Genomic DNA, 23,631 nt, shown 5'->3' with positions numbered 1-23,631 from the left:
GAAAAGCTCCTACGAAGTTCCTTAATTAGAAAGCTTTATTATTTCTTAAGTAAATTTTCAGCTTTTCCTCCTCCCCATCATCTTCATTAATTCATAATGGGTTATTATACAATAATGCTTGAAGAAGATCTCCCAATGATCAGTAAGATGACCTGTTCCACGAATGCCTTCTTGAACTTATTTCTGATTCACAATATAACCACCCTACCCCATTTAGTTGCTCTCCCCTTGCAACTATTCTGATACCCCTCTCAATTGATGTAAGTAACATCAACTCAGTTTTATTTTATATATTAAAACTAAGTTGAAGCGTTTGTCACGCATAACTTCCTCAGGATACGGGTTTATTTACCCCTAAACTACAACGTTGAATAAGAACTCCATATTTTTATAAAAAATGGGCTCCAAAAAGTCTTTGAAATAGACATTTTGGAGCCCATTAGCTTTCGATTAAACGATGGTAAGAAAAATATATCTCTTATCCATGTTTATGTTTTTCTTCTTTTTTATGCTTTTCTTCCTTTTTTTTATGTTTTTCTTCGTCTTTTTTACGCTTCTCTTCTTCTTTCCTTTGTTTCTTTTCCACTTTATTTCCATTGTTATTAGGATGTGTGTTTACATTGTCGCTTTTAATCTTTGGTGGAACATCAGTAGATCCGACACCTTTTATATACAGCTCGTTATTCACTCTATATACACTATTTGGCTGCTCGAAACCAGACGTGTCAGTTGCAAATGCCACCATCATCCTTTTAAAAATTAGCTGCGAAATTTTCGATGGTTCGCCAACCATGTAATTCCCAATACCATTATTGGTATATCCTGTCCAAACCGCCATCGTATATTGCGGTGTGTATCCAGCAAACCAGCTATCGTTTGTTGCATTGGAAGGATATCCAAATCTAATGCGTGTCTGTTCATCAAAATTGGTTGTTCCTGTTTTTCCAGAAATATTCAATCCAGAGGAGTTTGCTGCTGTTCCTGTCCCCTCGTTTACGACTGTGTGTAACATATCCGTCACCATATAGGCAGTGTAATCATGCATTACACGCTTTGGCTTCGGTGTGAAGCTAACTTTCTTGCCATCAGGGAAGACAACTTTTTGGACAAAATGAGGTTTGTTGTATATTCCTTCATTTCCAAAAGCACTGTAAGCTCCCGCCATTTTCAGTGGGTTTACCGTGTTACTTCCAATCGCATAGGATTCATATACTTGGTTGTTAGGAAAAGTTATACCAAGCTTTTCTGCAAAACTCTTTGCATTTTCCATTCCTACCTCTCGCAACGTGAGAAGTGCAGGGATGTTGTATGAATATTGCAGTGCTTTCCGTATTGACATCGTACCGTGATATTGATGATCCCAGTTAGAAATAGGCTGTCCGGTTGAATAATTTGTCGGCTGATCATTAATTTGATGACCAGTGGACCATTTTAAATTTTCAATCGCCGGACCATAATCAAAAATTGGCTTGAATGAAGAACCAGGTTGACGTTTCAGAGTAATCGCAAAGTTGTTGCCTCGGAATGCAGCTTTATAGTCATTTCTCCCGCTTCCAATCGCTCTGACTTCACCCGTTTTTGTATCTAAAAATACGAAGGCTCCCTGAAATCTATCATTTGGATAGGCGATAATATCATTTGTGTTTATCAACTTATCCGCGTAATCCTGTGCTTTAGGATCCAAAGTGGTATAAATAGATAATCCATCATTGCCGATGTCAATACCCTTTAACTTACTTTCCACCTCTTTTACAGTCGCATCTAAAAAGGCTTCATAAAGCATGCTTTGTTGACCTTTCCTAGGAACAATTCCCTTTGTTACTGGGACTTTCATTGCTTCCTTCATTTGTTCTTCTGTTATATATCCTTGATTATGCATTGAAATCAAGACAAGGTTACGTCTTTTTGTTGCTGCTTTTTTGTTTTCTGGTTTAGACGGATCATAATTATTGGGACTTTGTGGCAAACCTGCTATCATGGCCGCCTGTGGAAGTGTCAATTTCTTCAAATCATTTGCTTCTATCCCATAATAATTATTCGCTGCTGCCGCAACCCCATAAGAACGATTACCGAGATAGATCTTGTTTAAATACATCATTAATATCTCTTGTTTTGAATATTTTTGTTCCAATTGATACGCCAAGTCCCATTCTTGCACTTTACGTTTTATTGTTTTCTGAGGAGTCAAAAATGAGTTTTTGATTACCTGCTGTGTAATGGTACTACCGCCCTGAGATCCGAAGTTCCCAGTTAAGTTCACAAAAATCACTTTAGCGGTACGTTTTATGTCGATTCCATGGTGTTCATAAAAATGTGCATCTTCGGTTGCAATAAATGCATGTTCCAACACTTTTGGAACTTGATCATAAGTAATTTTTGTCCGTTTTTCTTTTCCGTATTCATAGATAAACTTTCCGTTTTTATCATAGAATTTCGTCGAAAGCGGATCTATTAATTTTGAAGAATCTAATTTGGGAGCTTCCTTAATCATAGAAGCGAACGTAATCGCTCCTGCTCCTGTTAAAGCAACTCCAAGCACCAAACAGGCAATGATTCCTCTCTTTAGCCAGGATCCTTTTTTTGTTGATTTATTACGTCTCTGTTGATTTTGTCTTGTTTTTTCAGCTTGTTTCCGTTCCTGTCGATATTGATACGTTTCTTCTGACATTCATCTTCTCTCCCGCGTATAGTTTAATCAGAGTTGGTTTTCATAGACATTGCTCTTGAAAAAGTATCCATTTTGAGATAAAAGGGGAAGTATTCCACCCTTTTTGAGATACTTATATACATTCGTAGCAAATCTAATTTTTTTGAGGGGATCTGACATACATTTTCCTCTTCAATTATCGATACTCTCTTCCCCCTTCAAATATGGTATGATGGATTAAGTTAATTTTTTAAGGAGTGAAATCATGAGTGTACATAAAGATTTAATTAAACATGCGGCAAATCAACATGAAACCTATCAAAAATTCTTAGCGCTCGATCAACAACGCGAACAATATATCGAAGAAGCGATTGAGTTATGTAAACAAGGCAAACCCTTTTCAACTGATAAAATAAATGCAGTTACCAATAGTATTAATAAAATCAACCTGCGTTTCATCCCAACGAGAAAAAACGTTACGGGTGAAATGGTTCAAGAATTCGTAAAAAAACGCTCATAAAACAAAAACGGACAGGATCTTAGATCCTGTCCGTCTTTGTTTTAACTATATTTATTTTTTAAAAATGGTCGCAATGATTTGATCATAAGTCATTTCGGTATCAACTACGAAAGTACCAGGACGCAAATTTTTCTCGACGCCTTTTTTCTCTACATCTTGGGAGAATTTAAAGTCATCTGGGACTATTTTAGCTTTTTCTAGCATTTTTCCGACATCGATGCTCGTCATCCCTTGTGTCACAGAAATAACCGCACGATAGGCAATCTTTTTAGAATTATTATTAGCCGTGGAAGCGGTTGAAGACGTTGAAGCTGCTTTTTTTGCTGCTTCTAATGTCTTATCATATTCTGCTTTCGGTTGGACTACATAACCTGCAGCTAATAGTTTATCTTTCATATCTGTTTCTGTTGGTTGAGCGACTGTTTTCTGCTCGCTCTTGGTTGGTTTGTCAGCTGCTTTTGTGACCGCAGGATCGTCAGTGAAGTAAACAGCACCACAAATGGTCGTAGCTAAAAGAATTCCGGCCGCAAAGCTGCTCACTACATTAAATTTCATGGGCTAATTTGCTCCTTTCATCCTTTGCTGCCAGATATGGAGCTAATAATCGGTTAATTTCATTCTCTGAAACTTGTTTTTTCTGAGCAATTGTCTCAATCGAATATTTCCGTTTATATAAATCTAGTACTTCACGCTTAAAAATAATTTCTTCTGGAGTCAGTTGAACGCCTGCTTCCTTAGTAACTACTTCTATATCAAGTTCCAGATTTCGAATTTGCTCTTGGACGTTATTGATATCTTTCATAACAGAAACATGAACCATATCAATTTCCGTTTGTTTTTGTTTTTCTACTTTGCGATTCGACATAATTGAAACGATTAGCAACACAGCCGATATCGCAATCAACAGAATTAATGTCCATTCCATCATATTAGTTTCCTCCTTCATTTACATAGCAATCCACAATTCCCTATTATACATCCTAACTATAAATTTTTCGATTAAAACCGACTAAATGGGACACAAGTCGGATGGATTTGACAAATAGAACCTCTAATTCTATAAAATTACTAAACGAAATTGCACCCATTTATTAGTCAAGACGTCTATATGAATGAAAAAAACAATGCGGCTTGGCATTGCTTTTTTCCGATTCATATTTTTTTAACTCTGAAAAAAACTAACTAACGTCCCACTAGCAATCATGTGTGACTCCAAAATTGGCGCTATGTCCTCAAAGAATACCACTTGATGGGGAATTTCAATTGTTTCAATATCTAACGCATAAACCGCGATTTGGTAGGCATGATCTCCAGTCAATTCAGCTGGCTGCATCCCATAATAAGGTTTTATCTGCCGATAATCTGTTAAATTAACCGCCGCATTTTCTGCTAATTCTGATGTAGCATCGTCAATATTAATCACTGCCCAATGTACCCAGTATTCAGACAGAACATGAGCATCATAAATGACCACAGCAAACGATTTAGCGTTAGCAGGAGCGCCCGTCCACTTTATTGGCATGCTAATATTTTCACCGCCAACACTATGCTGAACAAATTTGTGGGGAATATTTCCCCAAGCTTCAAATGCAAGTGAAGTTACTTTTAACCCATTATCCGGCAGCGTCTCGATCGTCACAATTCCAGCCTCTGCCTCCCTGCCCAATTTAGCTTTTAAAACAGTTAAAGCAAAACGAACACTGACAAAGATTTCATTATTTTCATAAATTACCTCGTGATCTAAAGGAATGGTTCTAGAATCTTGGTCGTTAATAATAACCTGCGTTTCACCAACCATCACTTCGAATGAAAAATCGTTAGTCCTAACGGTTGCAAGTGTGTTCGTTTCGTTTATGTTTACAAATGCCCCGCTGCTTTCAAACACTTCTTTTAATGGTACCAATAACTTTGTATTTATATTGATTGCTTTCGTTCCAATGGTTTTCCCATTCACTATTAAAGAAACCGGGGTGTTCCTCTTTAGGTCATCACCAGCAGCATTTCCTATTACCTCTTTACTCATGTTCATACACCCCTATCGTATTTGTTCAATCCTATTACTCATACCACAGCAGTCATCTATTCATTATTCCTTACAGTTCAAACTCCCATTCCTCACAAAGGATTAAATAAAGGACAAGAAGGGTGTTTTCTAATTCGGTTGTCGTTTTCCCTGCTGGGTCTAGTCCAATTTTCGGGAATAGTAACTCGGAGATTTGTTCTGTAAGTTGATTTCTTTCGGCTAACGGGATTTGCAGAAAACGACTAACATATGTACTGACGAGTTTCCATTCCTTTTTTCCTAAGGATTTCAGGGTCCATTGATCAATCGTAAGATCATCAATGTGAAGACCTCTATTATTCACTTCTGCTTCGATTGGAGATTTCTTTTTCCGTTTTGCTTTGCGCTCATGGACGACAATCGTTCCTGCAACAAGATCGCCAAGCCGTTTGTGTTTCGAATGGAAAAAGATCATGATAATCCCGAGAAAGTATGCCGTCGGCAAGGAATCAATGATTCGCATTAGATTTCGAATAAGGCTAGAAAGCAATGTGATGCTATGACCATTCTCCTGAATGACCCGGATTCCCATTAACTTCTTCCCTAACGTTCTTCCCCCCGAGAAAAATTCTAACACAAAAAAGTAGCCCCCATTAACGACAAACAATCCAATAATCGTTATGGCGATAGGGAGTGAATTCCCAATCATAATAAATTCCATTTTCGACATTCCGTCCAGGACGAAAAAAAGGATAATCACAGTCAAAATGTTAAAGGCCATTAAGAGCAACTGATCAATGATAAAAGCGGCTGATCGGCTGCCTAAACCAGCGATTTGAAACTGAATCGAAACGAATTCAGGTGTTTTTATATCTAAATGATCTTCATGCATAAGTTTCCCCCGTCACATGTTGATGATTTCTATTTCTATTTTTCTACAATATTACTATAATAAGGAGAATAAAGACTTATTATCCAAAGCCCACTAAAGTAGGTGTCAGAATGAATGTTAAACAATTTGTCAAAATGCATCGAGAAGAATGGAAACAGCTGGAACAGTTAATCACAACCATGAAGCGTAGAAGTTCGATTACAGGTGATCGTATCACGCAATACCATCGACTCTATCAAAAAGCAGCCCAGAATCTCTCATACAGTCAAACCTATTTCCCCCAAGATGAAGTCACTCACTATTTGAACGGACTTGTCGCAAAATCACATAATCTTTTGTACAAAGACCAAGTATCAAGTTTCAAACAAATCCGTCATTTTTTAAGTCATACATTTATTGGGCTATTGTTAGAGCAATGGAAGTTTGTCTTGGCAGCAATGGTATTATTTCTAATAGGCGCCTTAGGGAGCTTTCTATCGGTCATGAATGATCCATTGCATATCTACTCTATTCTCCCGGCGGAAATTGCCAAAGGGGTTGACCCAGACCAACTCGGAAAGGGTCATGAAGCGGTGGACTCTTCCCTTATGTCGGCTAGCATCATGACAAATAATATCAAAGTCGCCATCTTCGCATTTGCTGGAGGGATCACCTTTGGACTAGTTACAGTCTATTTAATGGTCTACAATGGCATCATCATTGGAGCGCTCGCTGCCCTGTTTTGGCATCACGGAAAATCGTATGATTTTTGGGCGTATATCGTTCCACATGGAATGATTGAACTGACAGCCATTTTTATTGCTGGCGGTGCTGGTCTTCTGATGGGCTATAAACTGTTTGTGCCGGGACCATATTCTCGAAGTTTCCAATTAAAGCAGCATGCAAAAAGATCCGTTCAACTTTTACTTGGAACCATCCCGTTGTTTGTCATTGCCGGGATCATTGAAGGCTTTATCACCCCGGCAGCAATTTCATTAGAAGCAAAGTACATCGTTGCTTTCTTAACCGTGATCGGGCTTATCCTTTATGTAATGATTGGCAAGTTAAAGCTCAGGCATAGCTATAAAAGATTTTGATTCATAATGTCAATATAATGAGAAACAGCGGTAATTGCCAATTTCTCCTCGCGGGCCTCAATCATGACGAGGCCTTGTTTTTCCCATTTGTTCTTTTCCCTTTTCTTAAATAGAAGTTGCTGCTCAGCCAAGCTTTTCCTCATCGCTGCTTGGATCGTATGCGGCTCCTCATTTACCCTTTTTATAAGCGTCTGATCTTCAATCCCTATCATTAAAAATAAATGTCGTTGTCTAAGCCGTTTTAATAGGATAAGCGCACTCTCCTCATGAAGAAAGGTGCGCACATCACTAAATAATAACAACAGACTTCGTTTCTTTTGGACCATTTCAAGGTACTGCAACACAGCAGCGTAATTAGACTCAGCTGCATCCACTTTTAATGAATAAATAGCTTGTAGAATGGTCTGCAGGTGCGCCCTTCCTTTGGCAGGCGGTACAAAGACTTTAATATCTTTTGAGAAGGCGAGAACAGAAACATAATCTCCCTTTTGGAGGGCGGCGGCAGTCAAGGTCAAAGCTGCTTCTAACGCTTTTTCTAAGCGATTCCCCTCCGCCAATTCTGCCCCCATCATTCTTCCACAATCAATTAAAATGGTAATATACTTTCCGTGCTCCGGTTCATATTCATTCGTCATCACTTCGTGGAGCTTGGCTGTTTGACGCCAGTTTATTTTCCGAGGATCATCGCCCATTACATAGTTCCTAATCTTAGAAAATTCACCGACCCCGCTCTGTTGCCGGCGAATCTTTAACCCTTCGTACACTAAATATTTCTGTGCGTTTTCTAAATACTGTTTGGTTTCGGTTAAATCCGGAATGACTTTCACATCATCCCGTAATTCGAAGGACACTTGCTTTTCCCACAATCCCAGCAAACTCGTATAGCGAAAATAAACCTTATTCATTGCGTACTTTCCTCGTACCATCGCAGTGGTTTGATAGGAAATTTCGACGACAGCCTCCTTTGGTATCGACCCACTGATTGGAAACGGTCTTTTAAAGGACTGTGGCAAGTCATCCACCATTTGATATAAAAAAGGATAGGAAGAAGTGTTTTGAACCTCGATCGTTACCTGGTAAGGAATGCCTCTTTCCAATTCCGCTGAAATCGTGCGTTGAAAGGAGAAATGTTTTTTAGAGGGTGAAAAAAACAAGTCCAGAAGACTTACCAATAATAAAATAAGATTCGTGCTAAATACCAAAACCCATGAGATTTTCCATAACGTACTAATCCATAAAACAACGGAGAGCAAAAGATAAACCAGTAATAATCGTTTGGTTGGTAAAACCCCTTTATCTTGGAACAGGAACCGAGCCCACCAACTCTTCAATAATTTGGTCAACAGTCGCTCCCTCCAATTCTACATGCGGCGATAACTGTATACGATGTCGTAAGGCTGGTTTGGCGACCATTTTAATATCGTCAGGTGTTACATAATCCCTGCCTGAAAGATAGGCCCACGCTTGCGCTGCCTTGCCAATCGAAATTCCAGCTCTCGTACTAGCCCCGTACCGGATCGCTTCTGCTTCACGAGTTTTCCTGACAATTTTCATCATGTAATCTAATACATTCTCGCTTATCGTGACTTTTTCAATTTTTCTTCTAATGGTTAAAAACTCGTCCATATCTAAGATGGCTGAAAGAAGCTTTTCGTCAAAGTTATTTTCAAGGACTTGTTTTAAGACATTTTTCTCTTCCTCAAAACTTGGAAATTCAATTCTAAGCTTAAAGAGGAAACGGTCCTGCTGTGCTTCTGGCAGTGGGTATGTCCCTTCGAATTCAATCGGATTTTGAGTAGCAACCACAAAAAACACCTCAGGCAATGGATACGTTTCACCCTGGATGGTCACCTGTTTTTCTTCCATTGCTTCTAACAGGGCAGCCTGTGTCTTTGCAGGGGTCCGGTTAATTTCATCTGCTAACAGGATATTTGTAAAAATCGGCCCTTTTAGCGTTTGAAAGGTACTCTCCTTCATATTGTAAATTGTGCTTCCAGTGATATCACTTGGCAATAAGTCGGGTGTAAATTGAATCCGGTTGAAGGTTCCTCCTAAGAGATTTGCAAGTGTACGTACCATCTGTGTTTTACCAGTGCCAGGCACACCTTCTAAGAGGACATGCCCCCCAGCTAAAATAGCAGATATTAATAGTTTAAGATTTAGGCTCTGACCTAAAATACGCTCTTCATATTTGTTCAAAAAGGATGTTAATTCTGATTTCATTCTTCAACCTCTCTCCTTAATTGCTCGAGCTTTTTCGACCATAATAGGTATTCCTGTTTTGTGATGGTATCTTTTTCAAGGATGTTGACCAATCCAGATGAAAAAGTGCTAATTTCACTAGCGTTCAATCGAGTCCACTTTCTCTCAAAATTGCTAGACAGATCCTGCCATTCTCTGTGATATGGCATCTGCCATCGTTCTTGAAGAAGCAGCTTGACATAATCTGCTTGGATGATGATGGAATCATGATATCGTCTACCACGTAGGTACCAGGCAGCTAGTGCCTTCACTCCTTCATCGCTGAATCGAACCGACTCTTCTCGTGGGACAAAAATAGGTCCAAAACGCTTTCCCTTCATCCAAAGCCAGAGAATCATCAATAGGATCGCTTGAAACACAAGAAGTAAAAACCACATTGGGTACACTTCCCAAACCGAAGCTGCATTCTCCCCGTCATGAATGTATTCATCAAACAGGATGGTGTCTGTTTTTTCTTGATTTAGTAAATATAGAAGAAGCGGTAAATGATCCTTCTCCAAAAGGCTGCCATTGGTCATCCACTCAGGAGCGATGGCAACCATTAAATGCCCTTTCCAAAATGATTGTTCAACTGCAATCGGACCGGCCTGGTCAGATAGTAATATCCTATCTCCGTTTTTAGGGCGCAAACGGATGTTTGATTGAATGTGTGCACGATAGGATGTCCGGTTTTCGGTATAAACCTTGAACGATTCTTTTCCGTCCGAGCCACTCGTTTTGATATCAAACATACCTTGTGGATTGCTTTGCAACAATAAGATGGTGTTCCCCGCTTTCATATAATTGATATAAGCCTGCATCTCTTCTTTTTCAAGGGTAAAAGAAGGTTCAACCATAATTAGCAATTGGTGGTTTGATGTATCTGACAGTAAATCTGGTGAGTGCCTCCAAAGCTTCCCTTCCTTTTCCTTTTTTACATAGGAATAAAATGCCTTTACACCCGTTGGTGCAGGTGACTCAGTAACATAGTCAGGATAATACTTCGGCTTGGGTGAAGAACTTAAATAACTGAAGACCAAAAATAAACTAAGTAGTATGGTCAACCCTCCCCATGCCCGAAGTTTGGAAAGAGGTTTCATCATATATTCTCCTCCCTCCTATCACCAAGTACCTTCCATGCCTGAAGATGAAACTGCAAATATTCTTCTTTCATCACGGTGCGTTCTCCATAGGTCACTTCTTCAAAAAATTGAGCAAACTGAAAAAATTGTTCTGCTTGGTGCTGATCTACTTTCCTTAGTTCATCATAATAATCCCAATTTGTTTTCCAAATCCTCGCCTCAAGCAATCCTTTTTCATGGAAGGAAAGGAGCATCGCTAAAAACAAATGGCGGGTAGATAATCTATACGCTTCTAAACTCTCCTGTTTAATTGCCTCTTCAAGATGTCTTTGTGAAGTCCAATTCATTTCTTTCTTCGATTGGAGCGGTTTTTGGTTGCGCAGGGTCCTATTTCGTCTCGTATTTCGAATCAGAAAAAAAGCCGATATTCCTAAAAGGATAATAACAATTACAATGACAGTAATAAGGATGGGACCTGACGCGCTGCTTGCTGAATCAATGGCAGGAAACAATTTTTCCAACTGCGCGGCAATCCATTCTTTTGCTTGGTCCCACCAGGTAGCAAGGAACCCCTTAGATTCGTAATAAACTCTATATTCTTTTGTTTTTAAAATTTCTTCAAGGTCACCCTGTGCCTTGTCTGTATCGAACATAATCATCACCTAACATAATAGGTTATTTATCACGGTTCTTTTCAAAAACATATATTAAACCGTTTTAAATTCTTCTATCATTTCTTTCAAATCATCCGCATCATGTCTTGTTTTTGCATCCAGATACATCACCCCATAGCCGACAGAGAAAATCATGGTCGTAACTAAGGTGACAAGGTTGGAAATCAATGTTAACAACACACTACTGCCTAAAACCATTCCGAATGTCATTTGAACCCCAAAGCTGATACTTGAAATAATAAAATAAAATACGATATAAAGTCCCATTAATACCCATGTACGTTTCCTTGTTAATCGCCAGCTTCTTCCTAATCCAGGAGAAACTCTATCAAGGACAACCGAACCAAAATAAAAACTCCAGCGCGTTAAAAGCAGCCCTACAAGTACGGCAAAGCCTAAGAACAGGACAACACCTAATAGAATTCCTACGATTGGATTCACGGTAGTCGCAACGACACCGCCTGTAACACCTACGATTGCAAGTGGCACAATGATGATCCCCAGGCTAATAAGCCCAAATAAAATACTGCTCCCCATGATTGGCCAAAATCGTGAAAAGGCTTGTTTAATGACCGAACCCACGGTATATTCTTCATTTCGCCGAACATGATTGAGTGTAAAGAGGATGGCTGCCTCTGCAATTGGTGCCAAAATAGCACTTACTATACCAATGATGATTAAACCAATGTCAGCTCCCAAACTGCTTGAATCGAAAGTTCCTGTCTCTTCGAAACTCGTCAGAATTTGCTCAAACCACGCTCCACCGCTGCCAACTTCTCTAAAAAAGCTTGTTCCAGAACTAAGTTGCAGGATTGCTTGAACCAAGTAAACTGGACCCATGAAAATCAATAAAATCATGAATAAGTCCTTAAAGCGATTTTTAGTTAATTGAAAGGTGTGATCGAGTATTTCTCCAAATCCTTTAGGGGTAGAAAACTTTTTATCCAACGTTGAAATCCTCCTAAAATAATTATCAATATGACCTATTTTAACATTATTCAAATATATTTAGTGTAAAATGTTGTCAAAGGACGTAAAATCTGGACTAGGTTTCACGGGAAGTGTGGGTTTTTTCGAATAAGATTTATTAATTTGTCCAAAAATAATAATGGTTTGGCGTTTTTTACATATCAATAAAGTAAGTGGATGGGGAGAATGTTGAGGTGAATAAAGATGGGTTGGATTTGGAATCAGGAACAGAAGCATAATGCGAAAGGCTATCATATTGTTGATCAAAAATTAACGGATGAGCGGAAACCGACAGTCGTTTCTGTCATTACCCCCGTTTATAACGCCGAGAAATATTTGAGAAAAACAATTGATTCTGTTTTAAATCAATCACTCGGGATGGATCAAATCGAGTACATATTAATTGATGATTGTTCTACAGACTCCTCAAGAGAAATCCTGTTAGAATACTCAGCAAAGGTTGCTAACATCAAGGTTGTTTTTCTGAAAAGAAATACAGGTACTCCCGGTCAGCCACGTAACATTGGTATTGAATTATCTCAATCAAAATATATTACTTTTTTAGATGCCGATGATTGGCTTGAACCTAATGGCCTTAAATCATTAGTAACGATTCTAGCGGAAACCGGTGATGACTATGCAGTGGGGAAAACGATTCAGGTCCAATCAAAGGGGATTTCAATTGTCGGTGAACATGAATCGTGCAAGGAAAGAAGAAGTGTATCGCCCTTTTCGATTCCGCATATCTTTCATCATTTAGGTCCAAGAGCGCGTATGATCAAAACGAGCATCATAAAGGACAATCAGATTCTTTTTCCTGAAATGAAATTTGCGGAGGACAAGCAATTTTTCATGGATGTGCTTACCCATTGTCATACGATTTCTACTACCGAACATCCTATATATTATTTGAATCGGATTGATAACCAGGATACTCGATTATCAAATCGGACTAATATTATTCAAAAGACCAATTGTAATCTCAACGTAATTAACCATATTCTCAATAAAAATTTAGATGTAGAAAAACAGAAGATGGTGTTAAACCGACTATATGAATTTGATTCCATTACGCGGTTTTTTAATACACCCCATTTTCAAAAAACGAAACTGAAACGGGTCTATTACTATAAATTTAACCAAGTGCTAAAAACTACGAAGAATTTAAATTATGAGGTTTCCGAGGAATTCTTCCACCCGATTAATAAAGTGGTTTATAACTTATTTTCCAAAAAGAAATATAAAGACCTTGAGCACCTTTTTGCCTGGGATAAGCAGGAGAAAATCAAAGATATTTTGATCAAAGATAATCTTCCCTATATGATAGTACCCTTCTTAGAAGATAACGATAAATATATTCGTATTCCAATGCATTCCGTGTTAGAAGAAGAATATGGTGATGAGGATCAATATACCCTTACATTTAAGGTGTTTGGCGATCATCAGGATACGCTCACCCATGGATTGATTCGGGATACAAAAAATGCCTTGCATGAATCTACTTATCCTGTAAGTCTAGATAAAAGTGGGAATGGAACGCTGACACTGGATTTTGAGTTATTAAACCAGCTTCCGTCATCAAACTACTCTATTTTTTTGCGATTTAATGATTATTTAAAAATTAACATCAGAAAACCGACACAGAGCAAAACGAAATACCATTATAAAAACCGCGAGTTTACTTTTTATGATACCGTCTACGGAAACGTTGGCTTAAAAATTTCTTCTATTAAATAAAAGGACAGTGCTGACTGTCCCTTTATTTTGTTTGTATTTAGTTTTCCTTTTTTACGACCGGATCATTATTTTCATAAACAAGCCAATCAGAGCCTTTGATTTTATTTGATGCGTCGATGATTTTTTGCTTAACTCTTTTCTTTTCGGAGCCGGTTAATAACGTCGGCTGATAATCATTCCTTGAGGAAACAGAAGAAATTGAAAATGGAACTACGTTGATTTCCTTCGTATCGGAAAGAACCCCATTTTTCAAATGAAAGGTTTGTTGAAAAACAAACGTATCCTTGTCACTTGGATTTTTATTCCCGCCAAACATGAAGTTGCCAAGACTATACACAATAAATTTACCATTATATTCTTCAATTCCTTGGACAACATGAGGATGGTGACCAAGAATTAGGTCTGCACCACTATCGATGGTAAATCGAGCCAACGACTTTTGGGAGCTGTCAGGGACATAATGCCTTTCACTTCCCCAATGATAATGAACGAGAATGATTTGTGCACCTTGTGCTCGCAGCTCTTTAATATCATTCGCCACTTGACTGCGTATTTCTTGTGTATCCGACCAACCCTCATAACCTAAAGCGCCAATTTTCGTATCTTTTACGGTTGTAATATATTTATGATCATAACCAAAATAACCGATGTTCTGCTTTTGCAATGATGTCATTGTATCTCGGTAACCTTTATCTAGGTAATCATGGATATGATTGTTTGCTAGATTTACCGCTTCAATTCCGCCCAAATCGAGAATTTCCGCATAGGATGGATCACCCTTAAAGCGAAATGTTTTTACCGCTTTTTTGGTCGCATTTGTTAGTGTCGTTTCTAAATTGACCGTTGTGAAATCATCAGTTAAAAAAATATTATCCAAGCCTTTAACAAAATACGGCAGTCCATTGTCCTCAGCTGCTTTAATGAAGGATGTACTATAGTTAAACGATTCATCCGAACCAAGCGTAAAATCACCGGCAGCACTTATTTTAATGGTTGTTTCCTTGACTGGTTCTGGTTTAATTTCAGGTTTCGTTTCTTGTATGGGTTCTTCTTTTTTTACCTTCTCAGCCGTTTTTTCTTTATTGTTGGAGATTTTCGAAGCAGTATTCTCTTCCTTCAAACTGCTGTTCAAGTAAAAACCACCAACAATAAGCGAAATAACTACAAGAATGAGGAAAGGTAGAAATGCTTTCTTCCGTGCTTGTTTTTTGTCTTTTCTACTATTCATAATCCAAATGACTCCTTTAATATTCTTAACTTTCTTTATTTTACAATAAGTTCATTTAATACTCTATAAAAAATAAAACCCATGGCCGCCTCTAAAAAGAAGAAAACCATGGGTTATGAACGTTGATTATTTTAAATTTGTGAGAACTCTTCTACTAATTCACCAAACCGTTTCAGTGAATTTTCAATTGGGTATGGTGTCGTTAAATCGACGCCGGTCTTCTTTAACAATTCAAGCGGATAATCCGAACTGCCGCTCTTTAAGAATTCTAAATAGGAAGTAAGTGTCTCTTGATCACCTTCAAGAATCTTTGTCGCCAAATGGATCGCTGACGCAAATCCAGTTGCATACTTGTAAACATAGAAGGGGCGGTAAAAATGTGGGATTCTTGACCATCCAAATTTAACTTCATCATCGAAGACAACCTCATCTCCATTGTATTCCCGGAATAAAGTTTCATAAGTTTGGTTAAATACCTCCACATTAAGCGGCATCCCTTTTTCCGCCATTTCATGTGTCTTCATCTCAAACTCTGCAAACATGACTTGTGTAAAAAATGTCCCCTTAAATTGATCGATGAAATGATTCACTAAATGTTTCCGAACATCAGGGTCTTTCTCATTGTTTAATAAATAATTAATTAATAGCACTTCATTAACGGTTGATGCCACTTCTGCCACAAATATGCTGTATCGAGCAGTTATTTGCGGTTGATACTGTGAACTCAACTGGCTGTGGACACCATGCCCGCATTCATGGACCAATGTGAATAAACTGTCCAAATCATCCTGATGATTTAAAAGGATATAAGGATGGACGCCGTATACGCCAAGATTGTAGGCACCTGACCGCTTCCCAGGTGTTTCTCTCACATCTAGATAACGCGCCTCTTTAAACTCCTTCAGGATATTGACATAGTCTTCCCCTAGTGGGGCTAATGCCTTGCACATCGTTTCATAGGCTTCCTCAAATGAAATGACTTGCTTTACACCCTCTACCAGCGGGACACTCATATCATATTGACGAAGCTCATCAAGCTTCAATTTTTCCTTTCGAATCCTTGAATATTGATGGAGTGGACTGATATTTTGTTTCGTTGTTAGGATGAGATTCTCATATACCTCTTTAGGTACGTTATCTCCAAACAGAGCTTTTTCTAACGCTGATGAATATTGACGTATTTTAGCCGTTGTCACATTATTTTTGATGGCCGCTGAAAGTGTAGAAGCAATGGAATTTTTTAATTGCAGGTAGGGTTGATAATATGCCTTATAGGCCTCTCTCCGTTTTTCACGGTCCGTATCTTCGATTAATTTGGAATACAGTCCCCTGGTTAGTTCGATACGGTCACCGCTCTCACTGGTCACTTCCCCGAATTTAATATCTGCATTATTCATCATGCCAAAAATGTTTCCCGGTGCCGAGAGGGCTTCCCCTAATTGGGATAGGACTGCTTCCTGTTCCTTAGTTAATACATGTTGCTTGTAACGGAACGACTCCCATAGATCCTCTTCAAAATAGTCCAGCTTCTTTTCTGCTTTTATGTAACCTGATAATGTTTCTTCATCCAGACTTAATAAATAAGGCATAAAGAAGGAAGTGGAAGCACTCACTTTTACACTCAATTGTTTCGCTCGGTCTAAATAAGACTGTGAGGCGGTATCCCTTGTATTTTCATCTACTCTCAACATCGCATAGGCATAAACTTTGTTGAACAGAAAAGATAATTCTTCTCGCTGATTGAGATATTGATACAATGAGTTCCCATCTTGAATGGTTCCATCATATTGCTTCAGGTTAGCAGCTATTTCTTGGATCTTCAGATAATCCTCTTCCCATTTGTTGAGATCTGAATAAATATCATCTAAATTCCACTTTTCCTGAACGGGTACTTCATTTCGATTGGTATAGCTCACCATTAATTATTCCGCTCCTCTCTATGTAAAACGTATCTATTCTCTATCATAATCAATATATTCCCAAAATCCTATTGGCAAACCTTAAAAAAGGAGAACATAAAAAAGCAGGCCACCGAAATGACCTGCTTGCTTTAATAGTTATCTTGCTAATTCTTTCTCAATAACGGCTAATCTTTCTTTGACCTCATCTTCACTTAAACCGTGCTGGGCAACATAACGGTTGCGTGGGTGAACGCGGCACTCATGTGAACAGCTGCGTAAGTGCTTATGTTCGTTCTCTTCTGAGCAAAGAATTTTTCGGTTACATTCTGGGTTGGCACAATTCACGTAGCGTTCACAAGGCTCACCAGTGTAAAAATCCTTCCCAACAACTACATGCTCTTTACGGTTAACTGGAACGCTTATTCGCTCGTCAAACACATAGAGTTGACCATCCCATAGGTCTCCCTGTACTTCAGGATCCTTACCATAAGTGACAATCCCGCCTTCAAGCTGTGATACATCTTCAAAGCCTTCTTGAAGCAGCCAGCCGGAGAATTTTTCGCAGCGAATCCCACCTGTACAGTAGGTTAGAATCTTTTTGCCTTCAAACTCCTGCTTATTTTCTCTTATCCATTGTGGCAGGTCACGGAAGTTAAGAATATCCGGTCTAACAGCCCCTCTAAAATGACCTAGATCAAACTCATAATCATTTCGCGCATCGATGACAACTGTATCTTCTTTTTGCATTTCCGCAAAGAATTCCTTTGGTTTTAAATGTTTCCCTGTTTGCAAATTCGGATCGACGTCATCTTCCAAACGCAACGTGACAAGTTCCGGTCTGAAACGTACCTTCATTTTTTTGAAAGCATGCTCAGTCGCTTCATCAATTTTAAAGATAGTTCCTGCGAACAGTGGATGTTCATGCATATATTTCATATACGCGTCAGTTTGTTCAATGGTGCCTGACACCGTGCCGTTAATTCCCTCAGCTGCAAGGATAATCCGGCCTTTGAGTCCAAGTTCATTACAGACATTAAGATGTTCCTGGGTTACCTCTTCAGGATTCTCAATGGATATATATTTATAATATAATAATACTCTATAGTCTTGATTCATGGTTACCACCTTACAATTTTATATATAAAAAACCCTAGGTTTTCAACATTAACCAAATAATTATAGCAAAAACAGACAGGGAAGTTCAAATTTTTTCACTTTCCAAAGGATGCAATTCCTGCATAGGTGGATATTACCATCCGTCCTTCCTCCCTTTTTCTGTTACAATTTTCTATGTGAGAATTTGTAAGGAGGAACACAAACTATGAACAAACGTCATCTCCTCCTTGGCCTGGTAATTGCCGTTACCTTTATAGGAGGAATATTCACAGGAGTCTTTTTCTCTTCAAATAATCAAAAGCATGAGCGTCCAAGTACGCTAATCATAGAAGATGCACCTAAATCGGCCATTATGCCAAACGCAAAAGAACTACCAAATGTAAAAAAAGCACCATCAAAGGTACTCATTGGTTATGTTCAGGATTATCGTGATCCTAACATTGTGGATTATTCAAAATTATCGCATGTCATTTTCTCTTTTGTTCATCCGACTAAAGATGGAACAGTCTTATTTAATGGTGATCTCGCTTTAAAAAACTTAAGAACGGTTGTTGCCAAAGCAGAAAAGCATGACACGAAAGTAATCCTTGCAATTGGTGGATGGTTCCACATTAAGGGTGGAGAATCCTATAACTATTTTAAACCAGCGATTTCTAATCCTAAATCTAGAGCAAAGCTAGTTAAAGAGCTTACTAATATCGCAGTCCGCGAAAACCTAGATGGGATAGATATCGATTTTGAACACCCTCGCACAACAGCAGATGCAAAAAATCTGACTGCCTTCGCGAAAGAGTTAAGTGCACAGCTTCACCCGAAAAAGAAGGAGCTGTCTGTTGCCGTATATTCAAAAATTCATGCTGTTACGTTAACGGAAGTTGGCTTTATTCAATATGAACCATCGATGTTCCAGTATGTCGACCATGTCAATATCATGGCCTATGATGGTCAGTGGGATGGCGGCTACAATGCTGCTAATTTATCACCTTATCCATTTACTGAGAAAATCGTAAACTATTGGACTAATCTATTTGATTCTAAAAAACTTTCAAAGGAAAAATTGGTTTTAGGCGTTCCATTTTATGCCCAACCAGAAAATCCTAAAATCAAACAGGTTTCATATGCTGCGATCATTAACAAGAACCCTGCGAATGCAGGAAAGGACACCGTGAAGATGAATGGAACAACCTACCATTATAACGGCGGACCAACGATGAAAAAGAAAACACGATTAGCTCTGGATCACGGCTTTGGCGGGATGATGTTGTGGGAAGCAGGATTAGACTCCCAAGGGTCACATAGTCTGACAGGGACCATTTTTTCTGAGATAAAGGCATCGAGTAAAGAACCCGTAAAATATTATACCGCAAAAGGATATTAACAAGAAAAGGCTGTTCCCAGTGGGGACAGCTTTTTAGCGTGAAAGGTGGGCTTCGTTGGCAATCAGCTGATACGAGCGGATTCGATCTGCAGGAGAATGGGTAATGGTGACGATCATGATTTCATCCGCGTGGTACATTGCTTGCTGCTCTTTTAGTTTCTGGTACACCTTTTGTGGGTTCCCCATAATCATCTTCTCTTTCATTATTTCTAATGATTGCCTTTCAATATCTGTAAGTGTATATTGCTTGGCTTCCGCGATGGAAGGAACTCTGCCTCCCTCTCCTTTTCTCTTCTGAAATGCCCAAATCAGCGTACTTAACGCGACCTCTTCTGCCATTTCGTCCGTCTCGGCACAAATAGCAGAAATAGCGACAATAACCTCTGGCTGTTGACCCTGGTTTCGCGGCAAGACCCTAACCTTACGAAAGCTGAACTGAAAATGAACAAAAATTTTTACAAAAAGGACATACTGTCAGTGGCATATTACTGTCAATGACAGTATACTGTTATTAACAGTAAGGTGTTGCTGGAAAAAATTCCACATTTATATTAGGAGGTTATATATTTCATGAAACATACAGGGAGACATACAGGTGCATTTCTTTTGCTGTTTTTAACAGAGGGAGATAGCTATGGAGGGAAACTTCTGCAGAAATGTGAAGAAGAGCTTCCCATCAATCCAATTGACAGTGCCATCATATATCGCACATTAAAAACATTAGAGAAAGAAGGTGCTGTTGAGTCTTATTTGGACACATCTGATCAAGATAAACCGATAAAAATGTACAAAATTACTACTGTTGGAAAAAGTAAATTAGAAGATTTTCAAATGGATATCGAAGAAAAAATGAAGAATTTATCATTTTTCTTAAATAAATACAAAAAATGGAGGGAGTCAAATCATGATTAATGGTGTTATCCTTTACGCTATAGCTATTTTCCTTATCAGTATTTCTTTTATAAAAGATCGAAATAAAACAAAAGAAGCTTTATTAAAGTCATGGAAAAGCTTTCGTAATATAATACCTGACATGTTATCAATTATGCTTTTTGTTGGACTTTCACTATCTATGTTAACGCCATCCTTAATTTCTTCAATCATTGGAGAAAAATCTGGATTAATAGGTATTGTTTTTTCGACATTAATTGGATCTATTGCACTAGTTCCAAGCTTTGTTGTATTTCCGCTTGGACATACGTTAGTCCAAAATGGTGCAGGTCTCCCCCAAGTAGCTGTATTAATGTCTACATTAATGTCAGTAGGAATCACCACTTTACCTATGGAACAAAAGATATTTGGGCGAAGTTTTGCCTATTCTCGGAATGCATCTGCAGTGTTAATGTCTCTAATATTTTCATATATTATTTGGGTGGTGATGGGATGAAAGAATTAAAAAGATATCGTCTCTTTTTGATTTTATTATTTGGGCTCATGATCCTTACTTTCATAAACCAATCGGTGGGATGGAACGCATTTCAATTAACAGGAAGAAGTATTTTAGATATGTTGTTTCTACTCCCTCCTGTCTTAATATTCGTAGGTTTGCTTGACAAATGGGTGGAGAAAGAAACACTAATTAGATATATGGGAGAAAAATCCGGCATTTATGGCATTTTGTTCTCCCTATTTTTAGGAGTAATTGCAGCTGGTCCCCTTTACGTCGCTTTTCCAATTGCGGCACTTTTATTAAGAAAAGGGGCAAGCATACGGTACATTGTATTTTTTTTAGGAGTTTGGACGACTGCAAAATTACCAGTTATTGTATATGAATTTACTTCATTTGGAGTTACATTTACACTCATTCACATTTGTTTTGGCTTAATATTTTTCTATTTTATGGGTATTATTTTTGAGAAATATTATGACCATCGACAATTGCTAAAGAATGATATAGCTAAAGAAGTTTAGAAAGATTTGATCAATCCAATTTATTATTTGAAAATAGGTGATCTATCATCTCTAAATAGTTTTATGGAAGAAGCTCTTTCCTTTATAATTACTAGACAAACCGCAGCAAGAAACTTGAACTGAGTTCCGGTCTGTTTTTACTTGCTCCTACTCTCCAGATGACTCAAGATCATCTATCTGCTCTTTAATTACGCGGTTGTGATTTTGGCGTAGATACTAAAAAAAAGCGCCAGTTCACCCATAATCATAATATTTGGAACAACTGTTATGAGATTGATGATAAAAAAAGCAGTCAAAATTCCAAGAAATCCTCCTAAGTGATACAGCTTCAAGCGGTGTAGTTTGTGCCTATATTGATGAAAAACAAGTGAGGTTGCCGCGAAATAAAGCAGTACCGATCCGAATAAAAAATATAACATAAACGAGTAATCTGTCTTTTGTAAATACATTAGCTTGATGGACGCTGCAATCATGCTTAAGGACATAAGGATTAATAAGTGTCCGTAGACAATGGTTTGCCCTGTCCCCTGCACCAATTTATTCACTTTCTTTTCTACATTGTCAAAATACTGCCACCACATAGCGAGGATAACAATGAATGAACTGATGGAAAATGATATGGAATTCCAATCCCCTTTTTGCGGCTCCAGCACAGAAAGGATGCTGACGACCGATTCGCCAAAGAGAATCAAGGTCAACAGAGCAAAACGTTCTAATAAATGGGCAGTATGAGTCGGAACTTTTACTAAATACTTGCGTCCAATTATTGGAACAATCATGTCAACAAGAATTCCTGCATACAACACCGCATATCGAACCCATGAACTAAAAAAGATAGAAAGGGATGAAATGATAATTCCAATCCAAAAGTATGTACCCAAGAATCTTGATACTTTCTTTGCATCTCCTTGCTCCAGTCGGTGGACAACGAGATACTGTATAGCTGTTAGTGATCTTAATCCGATATACCCGATTAGAAAAGACATGTAATAATGATCAAAATCCACTGATAAGCTCGAAGTCATAATCAAAACAAAAAACATTTGAGTAATCATGAACATTCGCTGATGCAAAAGATCTTTGCCAAACCTGTTTGTGAACATAGTTTGCCCGGTCCATGCCCACCAGATGGGAATAAATATCAGCATGAATTTCAATAGATATTCGAAAGGAATATATCCATTTTCAACATGAAACAAAACGTGAGTGGCGGTAGCAACTGCCGCTACAAACAGTAAATCTTCAAAAAGCTCTAACCATGTCACTTTCTTTTCTTCCATTTTTTTGCCACCTCTTTAGTAGGATTCGTAAGAATAAATAATTTTAACATTAATATGATGTTGACAAATTATCGGTTTAACCCATTTTCACTTGTAAAAGATCCCTTCAGCTAAACAGTCCCCCTACTTTTGGAAACATGTTGGCTGGTTGGGACTTTGATCTAATATTATAAGCGAAGCTATGATACTACAAGAAGGAACTAGGGCTACCGGTGATTTTTTTATGTTGGTGGAGGAGATTTACAAATGAATCTGGCCGTTGGTCAGAAATTACAATCTAAAAACTCTAAAATGAACAAAAAAGAATTAGGAGTTTCCCAAAATGTGTGCTACACTGTGTTTACCATTTAATTTACTGTTTTGAAATTCCCTACTCCTCTGTGTGTGGGGTTTTTTTGTTTTTAAGAAAAAAGCCACCATTATGGCAGCTGGATCTTTCACTCTTTACTTCAATAGATTTAACTGGTCAAACTGTTCACCTATAATTCAATAAAATAAAATTGTTATGCAGCTCCCTTTCATTAATTGATATCCTGATTGCTAAGTCTTTAGTTCGTAAAACAAAATCTTTGACACCTATAAATTCAGATTCAGCAATCAAATAGAATTGTGTTCCCTTTTTTATACCTTTAAAATTATTCTTTAGCTTATATACCTTCATTTTCTTACCTAGCTACTCCCCATATTCTTTAATAAATCTGACATATACACGGCTATTTGCTTTTATAAGTCTGCCAGCATTGACAAAAATTCCAGTTATGAATCTTCAATTAGAATAATATCTTATTCCAGCCGTAAAAATACATATGTATGTTTTAAGCTATATCAAAACTAAAACGTAATAACAACTGGTTCTGAAAATTCGCTCCCATTAGTTTCTGTAATGGTTTAACAGCTGGGTCTTCAACTCTTATACCCGTTACTTTAAGTACTTTGCAATCTGACTATTGTTCCATTAATGCAATTAAAAAAGAAGA

General features: G+C 38.0%; 22 protein-coding genes. 7 read left to right on the top strand and 15 right to left on the bottom strand.

Annotated features, from left to right (window positions below):
- Positions 1-478: 478 nt before the first annotated feature.
- The gene (locus tag KW850_RS14595) at positions 479-2,668 is read right to left on the bottom strand and encodes a transglycosylase domain-containing protein (RefSeq protein WP_218348312.1); all 2,190 of its coding nucleotides are present in this window, start codon (positions 2,666-2,668) and stop codon (positions 479-481) included.
- Positions 2,669-2,912: 244 nt separating this feature from the next.
- Here KW850_RS14595 and KW850_RS14590 point away from each other — a divergent pair, with 244 nt between their 5' ends.
- Positions 2,913-3,167: a DUF2533 family protein gene (locus tag KW850_RS14590; protein WP_218348311.1), complete on the top strand. Its 255-nt coding sequence runs from the start codon at positions 2,913-2,915 to the stop codon at positions 3,165-3,167.
- A 51-nt stretch (positions 3,168-3,218) separates the two neighbouring features.
- On the opposite strand, the gene KW850_RS14585 is transcribed toward KW850_RS14590, so the two are convergent.
- From KW850_RS14585 to KW850_RS14570, 4 genes are all read right to left on the bottom strand, one after another.
- A complete protein-coding gene (locus tag KW850_RS14585) occupies positions 3,219-3,722 on the bottom strand; it encodes an endolytic transglycosylase MltG (protein WP_218348310.1) in 504 nt (167 codons plus the stop codon).
- Positions 3,712-4,095: a hypothetical protein gene (locus KW850_RS14580; RefSeq protein WP_308128803.1), complete on the bottom strand. Its 384-nt coding sequence runs from the start codon at positions 4,093-4,095 to the stop codon at positions 3,712-3,714. Before KW850_RS14580 ends, KW850_RS14585 begins: the two co-directional genes overlap by 11 nt.
- 234 nt (positions 4,096-4,329) lie before the next feature.
- Entirely contained in the window at positions 4,330-5,190 is an 861-nt protein-coding gene (locus tag KW850_RS14575) for a YbhB/YbcL family Raf kinase inhibitor-like protein (protein ID WP_218348309.1), read from the bottom strand.
- 70 nt (positions 5,191-5,260) lie between these two features.
- A complete protein-coding gene (locus tag KW850_RS14570) occupies positions 5,261-6,061 on the bottom strand; it encodes an RDD family protein (RefSeq protein WP_218348308.1) in 801 nt (266 codons plus the stop codon).
- Between the two features lie 110 nt (positions 6,062-6,171).
- Between KW850_RS14570 and KW850_RS14565 the strand changes: the two genes are divergently transcribed.
- Positions 6,172-7,137: a stage II sporulation protein M gene (locus KW850_RS14565; protein ID WP_218348307.1), complete on the top strand. Its 966-nt coding sequence runs from the start codon at positions 6,172-6,174 to the stop codon at positions 7,135-7,137.
- Here the strand turns inward: KW850_RS14565 and KW850_RS14560 are convergent.
- From KW850_RS14560 to KW850_RS14540, 5 genes are read right to left on the bottom strand one after another with little or no spacing between them, the layout of a single operon-like run.
- Entirely contained in the window at positions 7,122-8,480 is a 1,359-nt protein-coding gene (locus KW850_RS14560; protein WP_218348306.1) for a DUF58 domain-containing protein, read from the bottom strand. The genes KW850_RS14565 and KW850_RS14560 overlap by 16 nt on opposite strands.
- Entirely contained in the window at positions 8,431-9,360 is a 930-nt protein-coding gene (locus KW850_RS14555) for an AAA family ATPase (RefSeq protein ID WP_218348305.1), read from the bottom strand. The genes KW850_RS14560 and KW850_RS14555 overlap by 50 nt, the downstream gene beginning before the upstream one ends.
- Positions 9,357-10,481: a DUF4350 domain-containing protein gene (locus tag KW850_RS14550; protein WP_218348304.1), complete on the bottom strand. Its 1,125-nt coding sequence runs from the start codon at positions 10,479-10,481 to the stop codon at positions 9,357-9,359. Before KW850_RS14550 ends, KW850_RS14555 begins: the two co-directional genes overlap by 4 nt.
- Entirely contained in the window at positions 10,478-11,113 is a 636-nt protein-coding gene (locus tag KW850_RS14545; protein WP_218348303.1) for a DUF4129 domain-containing protein, read from the bottom strand. The genes KW850_RS14550 and KW850_RS14545 overlap by 4 nt, the downstream gene beginning before the upstream one ends.
- A gap of 54 nt (positions 11,114-11,167) precedes the next feature.
- The gene (locus KW850_RS14540; RefSeq protein ID WP_218348302.1) at positions 11,168-12,082 is read right to left on the bottom strand and encodes a hypothetical protein; all 915 of its coding nucleotides are present in this window, start codon (positions 12,080-12,082) and stop codon (positions 11,168-11,170) included.
- Between the two features lie 225 nt (positions 12,083-12,307).
- On the opposite strand from KW850_RS14540, the gene KW850_RS14535 reads away from it, so the two are divergent.
- Positions 12,308-13,840 (top strand): glycosyltransferase family 2 protein, encoded by a 1,533-nt coding sequence (locus tag KW850_RS14535; RefSeq protein ID WP_218348301.1) that lies wholly within the window; start codon positions 12,308-12,310, stop codon positions 13,838-13,840.
- Between the two features lie 37 nt (positions 13,841-13,877).
- On the opposite strand, the gene KW850_RS14530 is transcribed toward KW850_RS14535, so the two are convergent.
- From KW850_RS14530 to trhO, 3 genes are all read right to left on the bottom strand, one after another.
- Positions 13,878-15,068, bottom strand: coding sequence for a CapA family protein (locus KW850_RS14530; RefSeq protein ID WP_218348300.1), 1,191 nt, complete (start codon positions 15,066-15,068; stop codon positions 13,878-13,880).
- Positions 15,069-15,199: 131 nt separating this feature from the next.
- Positions 15,200-16,987 carry an oligoendopeptidase F gene (pepF, locus tag KW850_RS14525; RefSeq protein WP_218348299.1) on the bottom strand — a complete coding sequence of 596 codons (1,788 nt, stop codon included), beginning with the start codon at positions 16,985-16,987 and terminating at the stop codon, positions 15,200-15,202.
- A 138-nt stretch (positions 16,988-17,125) separates the two neighbouring features.
- On the bottom strand, positions 17,126-18,085 hold the full coding sequence (gene trhO / locus KW850_RS14520; protein ID WP_218348298.1) for an oxygen-dependent tRNA uridine(34) hydroxylase TrhO: 960 nt from the start codon (positions 18,083-18,085) through the stop codon (positions 17,126-17,128).
- A 205-nt stretch (positions 18,086-18,290) separates the two neighbouring features.
- Here trhO and KW850_RS14515 point away from each other — a divergent pair, with 205 nt between their 5' ends.
- On the top strand, positions 18,291-19,463 hold the full coding sequence (locus tag KW850_RS14515) for a glycosyl hydrolase family 18 protein (protein WP_218348297.1): 1,173 nt from the start codon (positions 18,291-18,293) through the stop codon (positions 19,461-19,463).
- A gap of 33 nt (positions 19,464-19,496) precedes the next feature.
- Here the strand turns inward: KW850_RS14515 and KW850_RS14510 are convergent, their stop codons facing one another.
- Positions 19,497-19,874, bottom strand: a complete 378-nt coding sequence (locus KW850_RS14510; protein ID WP_218348296.1) for an LLM class oxidoreductase — start codon at positions 19,872-19,874, stop codon at positions 19,497-19,499.
- Between the two features lie 159 nt (positions 19,875-20,033).
- Here KW850_RS14510 and KW850_RS14505 point away from each other — a divergent pair, with 159 nt between their 5' ends.
- The 3 genes from KW850_RS14505 to KW850_RS14495 are packed head-to-tail and all read left to right on the top strand — an operon-like array spanning position 20,034 to position 21,374.
- The gene (locus KW850_RS14505) at positions 20,034-20,375 is read left to right on the top strand and encodes a PadR family transcriptional regulator (RefSeq protein WP_218348295.1); all 342 of its coding nucleotides are present in this window, start codon (positions 20,034-20,036) and stop codon (positions 20,373-20,375) included.
- Entirely contained in the window at positions 20,368-20,850 is a 483-nt protein-coding gene (locus KW850_RS14500) for a hypothetical protein (RefSeq protein WP_218348294.1), read from the top strand. Before KW850_RS14505 ends, KW850_RS14500 begins: the two co-directional genes overlap by 8 nt.
- Positions 20,847-21,374: a permease gene (locus KW850_RS14495; protein ID WP_218348293.1), complete on the top strand. Its 528-nt coding sequence runs from the start codon at positions 20,847-20,849 to the stop codon at positions 21,372-21,374. Before KW850_RS14500 ends, KW850_RS14495 begins: the two co-directional genes overlap by 4 nt.
- A 188-nt stretch (positions 21,375-21,562) precedes the next feature.
- Here the strand turns inward: KW850_RS14495 and KW850_RS14490 are convergent, their stop codons facing one another.
- Positions 21,563-22,654, bottom strand: a complete 1,092-nt coding sequence (locus tag KW850_RS14490) for a low temperature requirement protein A (RefSeq protein WP_218348292.1) — start codon at positions 22,652-22,654, stop codon at positions 21,563-21,565.
- Between the last annotated feature and the right edge of the window lie 977 nt (positions 22,655-23,631).

Source organism: Bacillus sp. sid0103 (assembly GCF_019219025.1).
The sequence above is the reverse complement of the archived record's forward strand: the minus strand, read 5'-3'. Positions and strand labels throughout refer to the sequence as shown.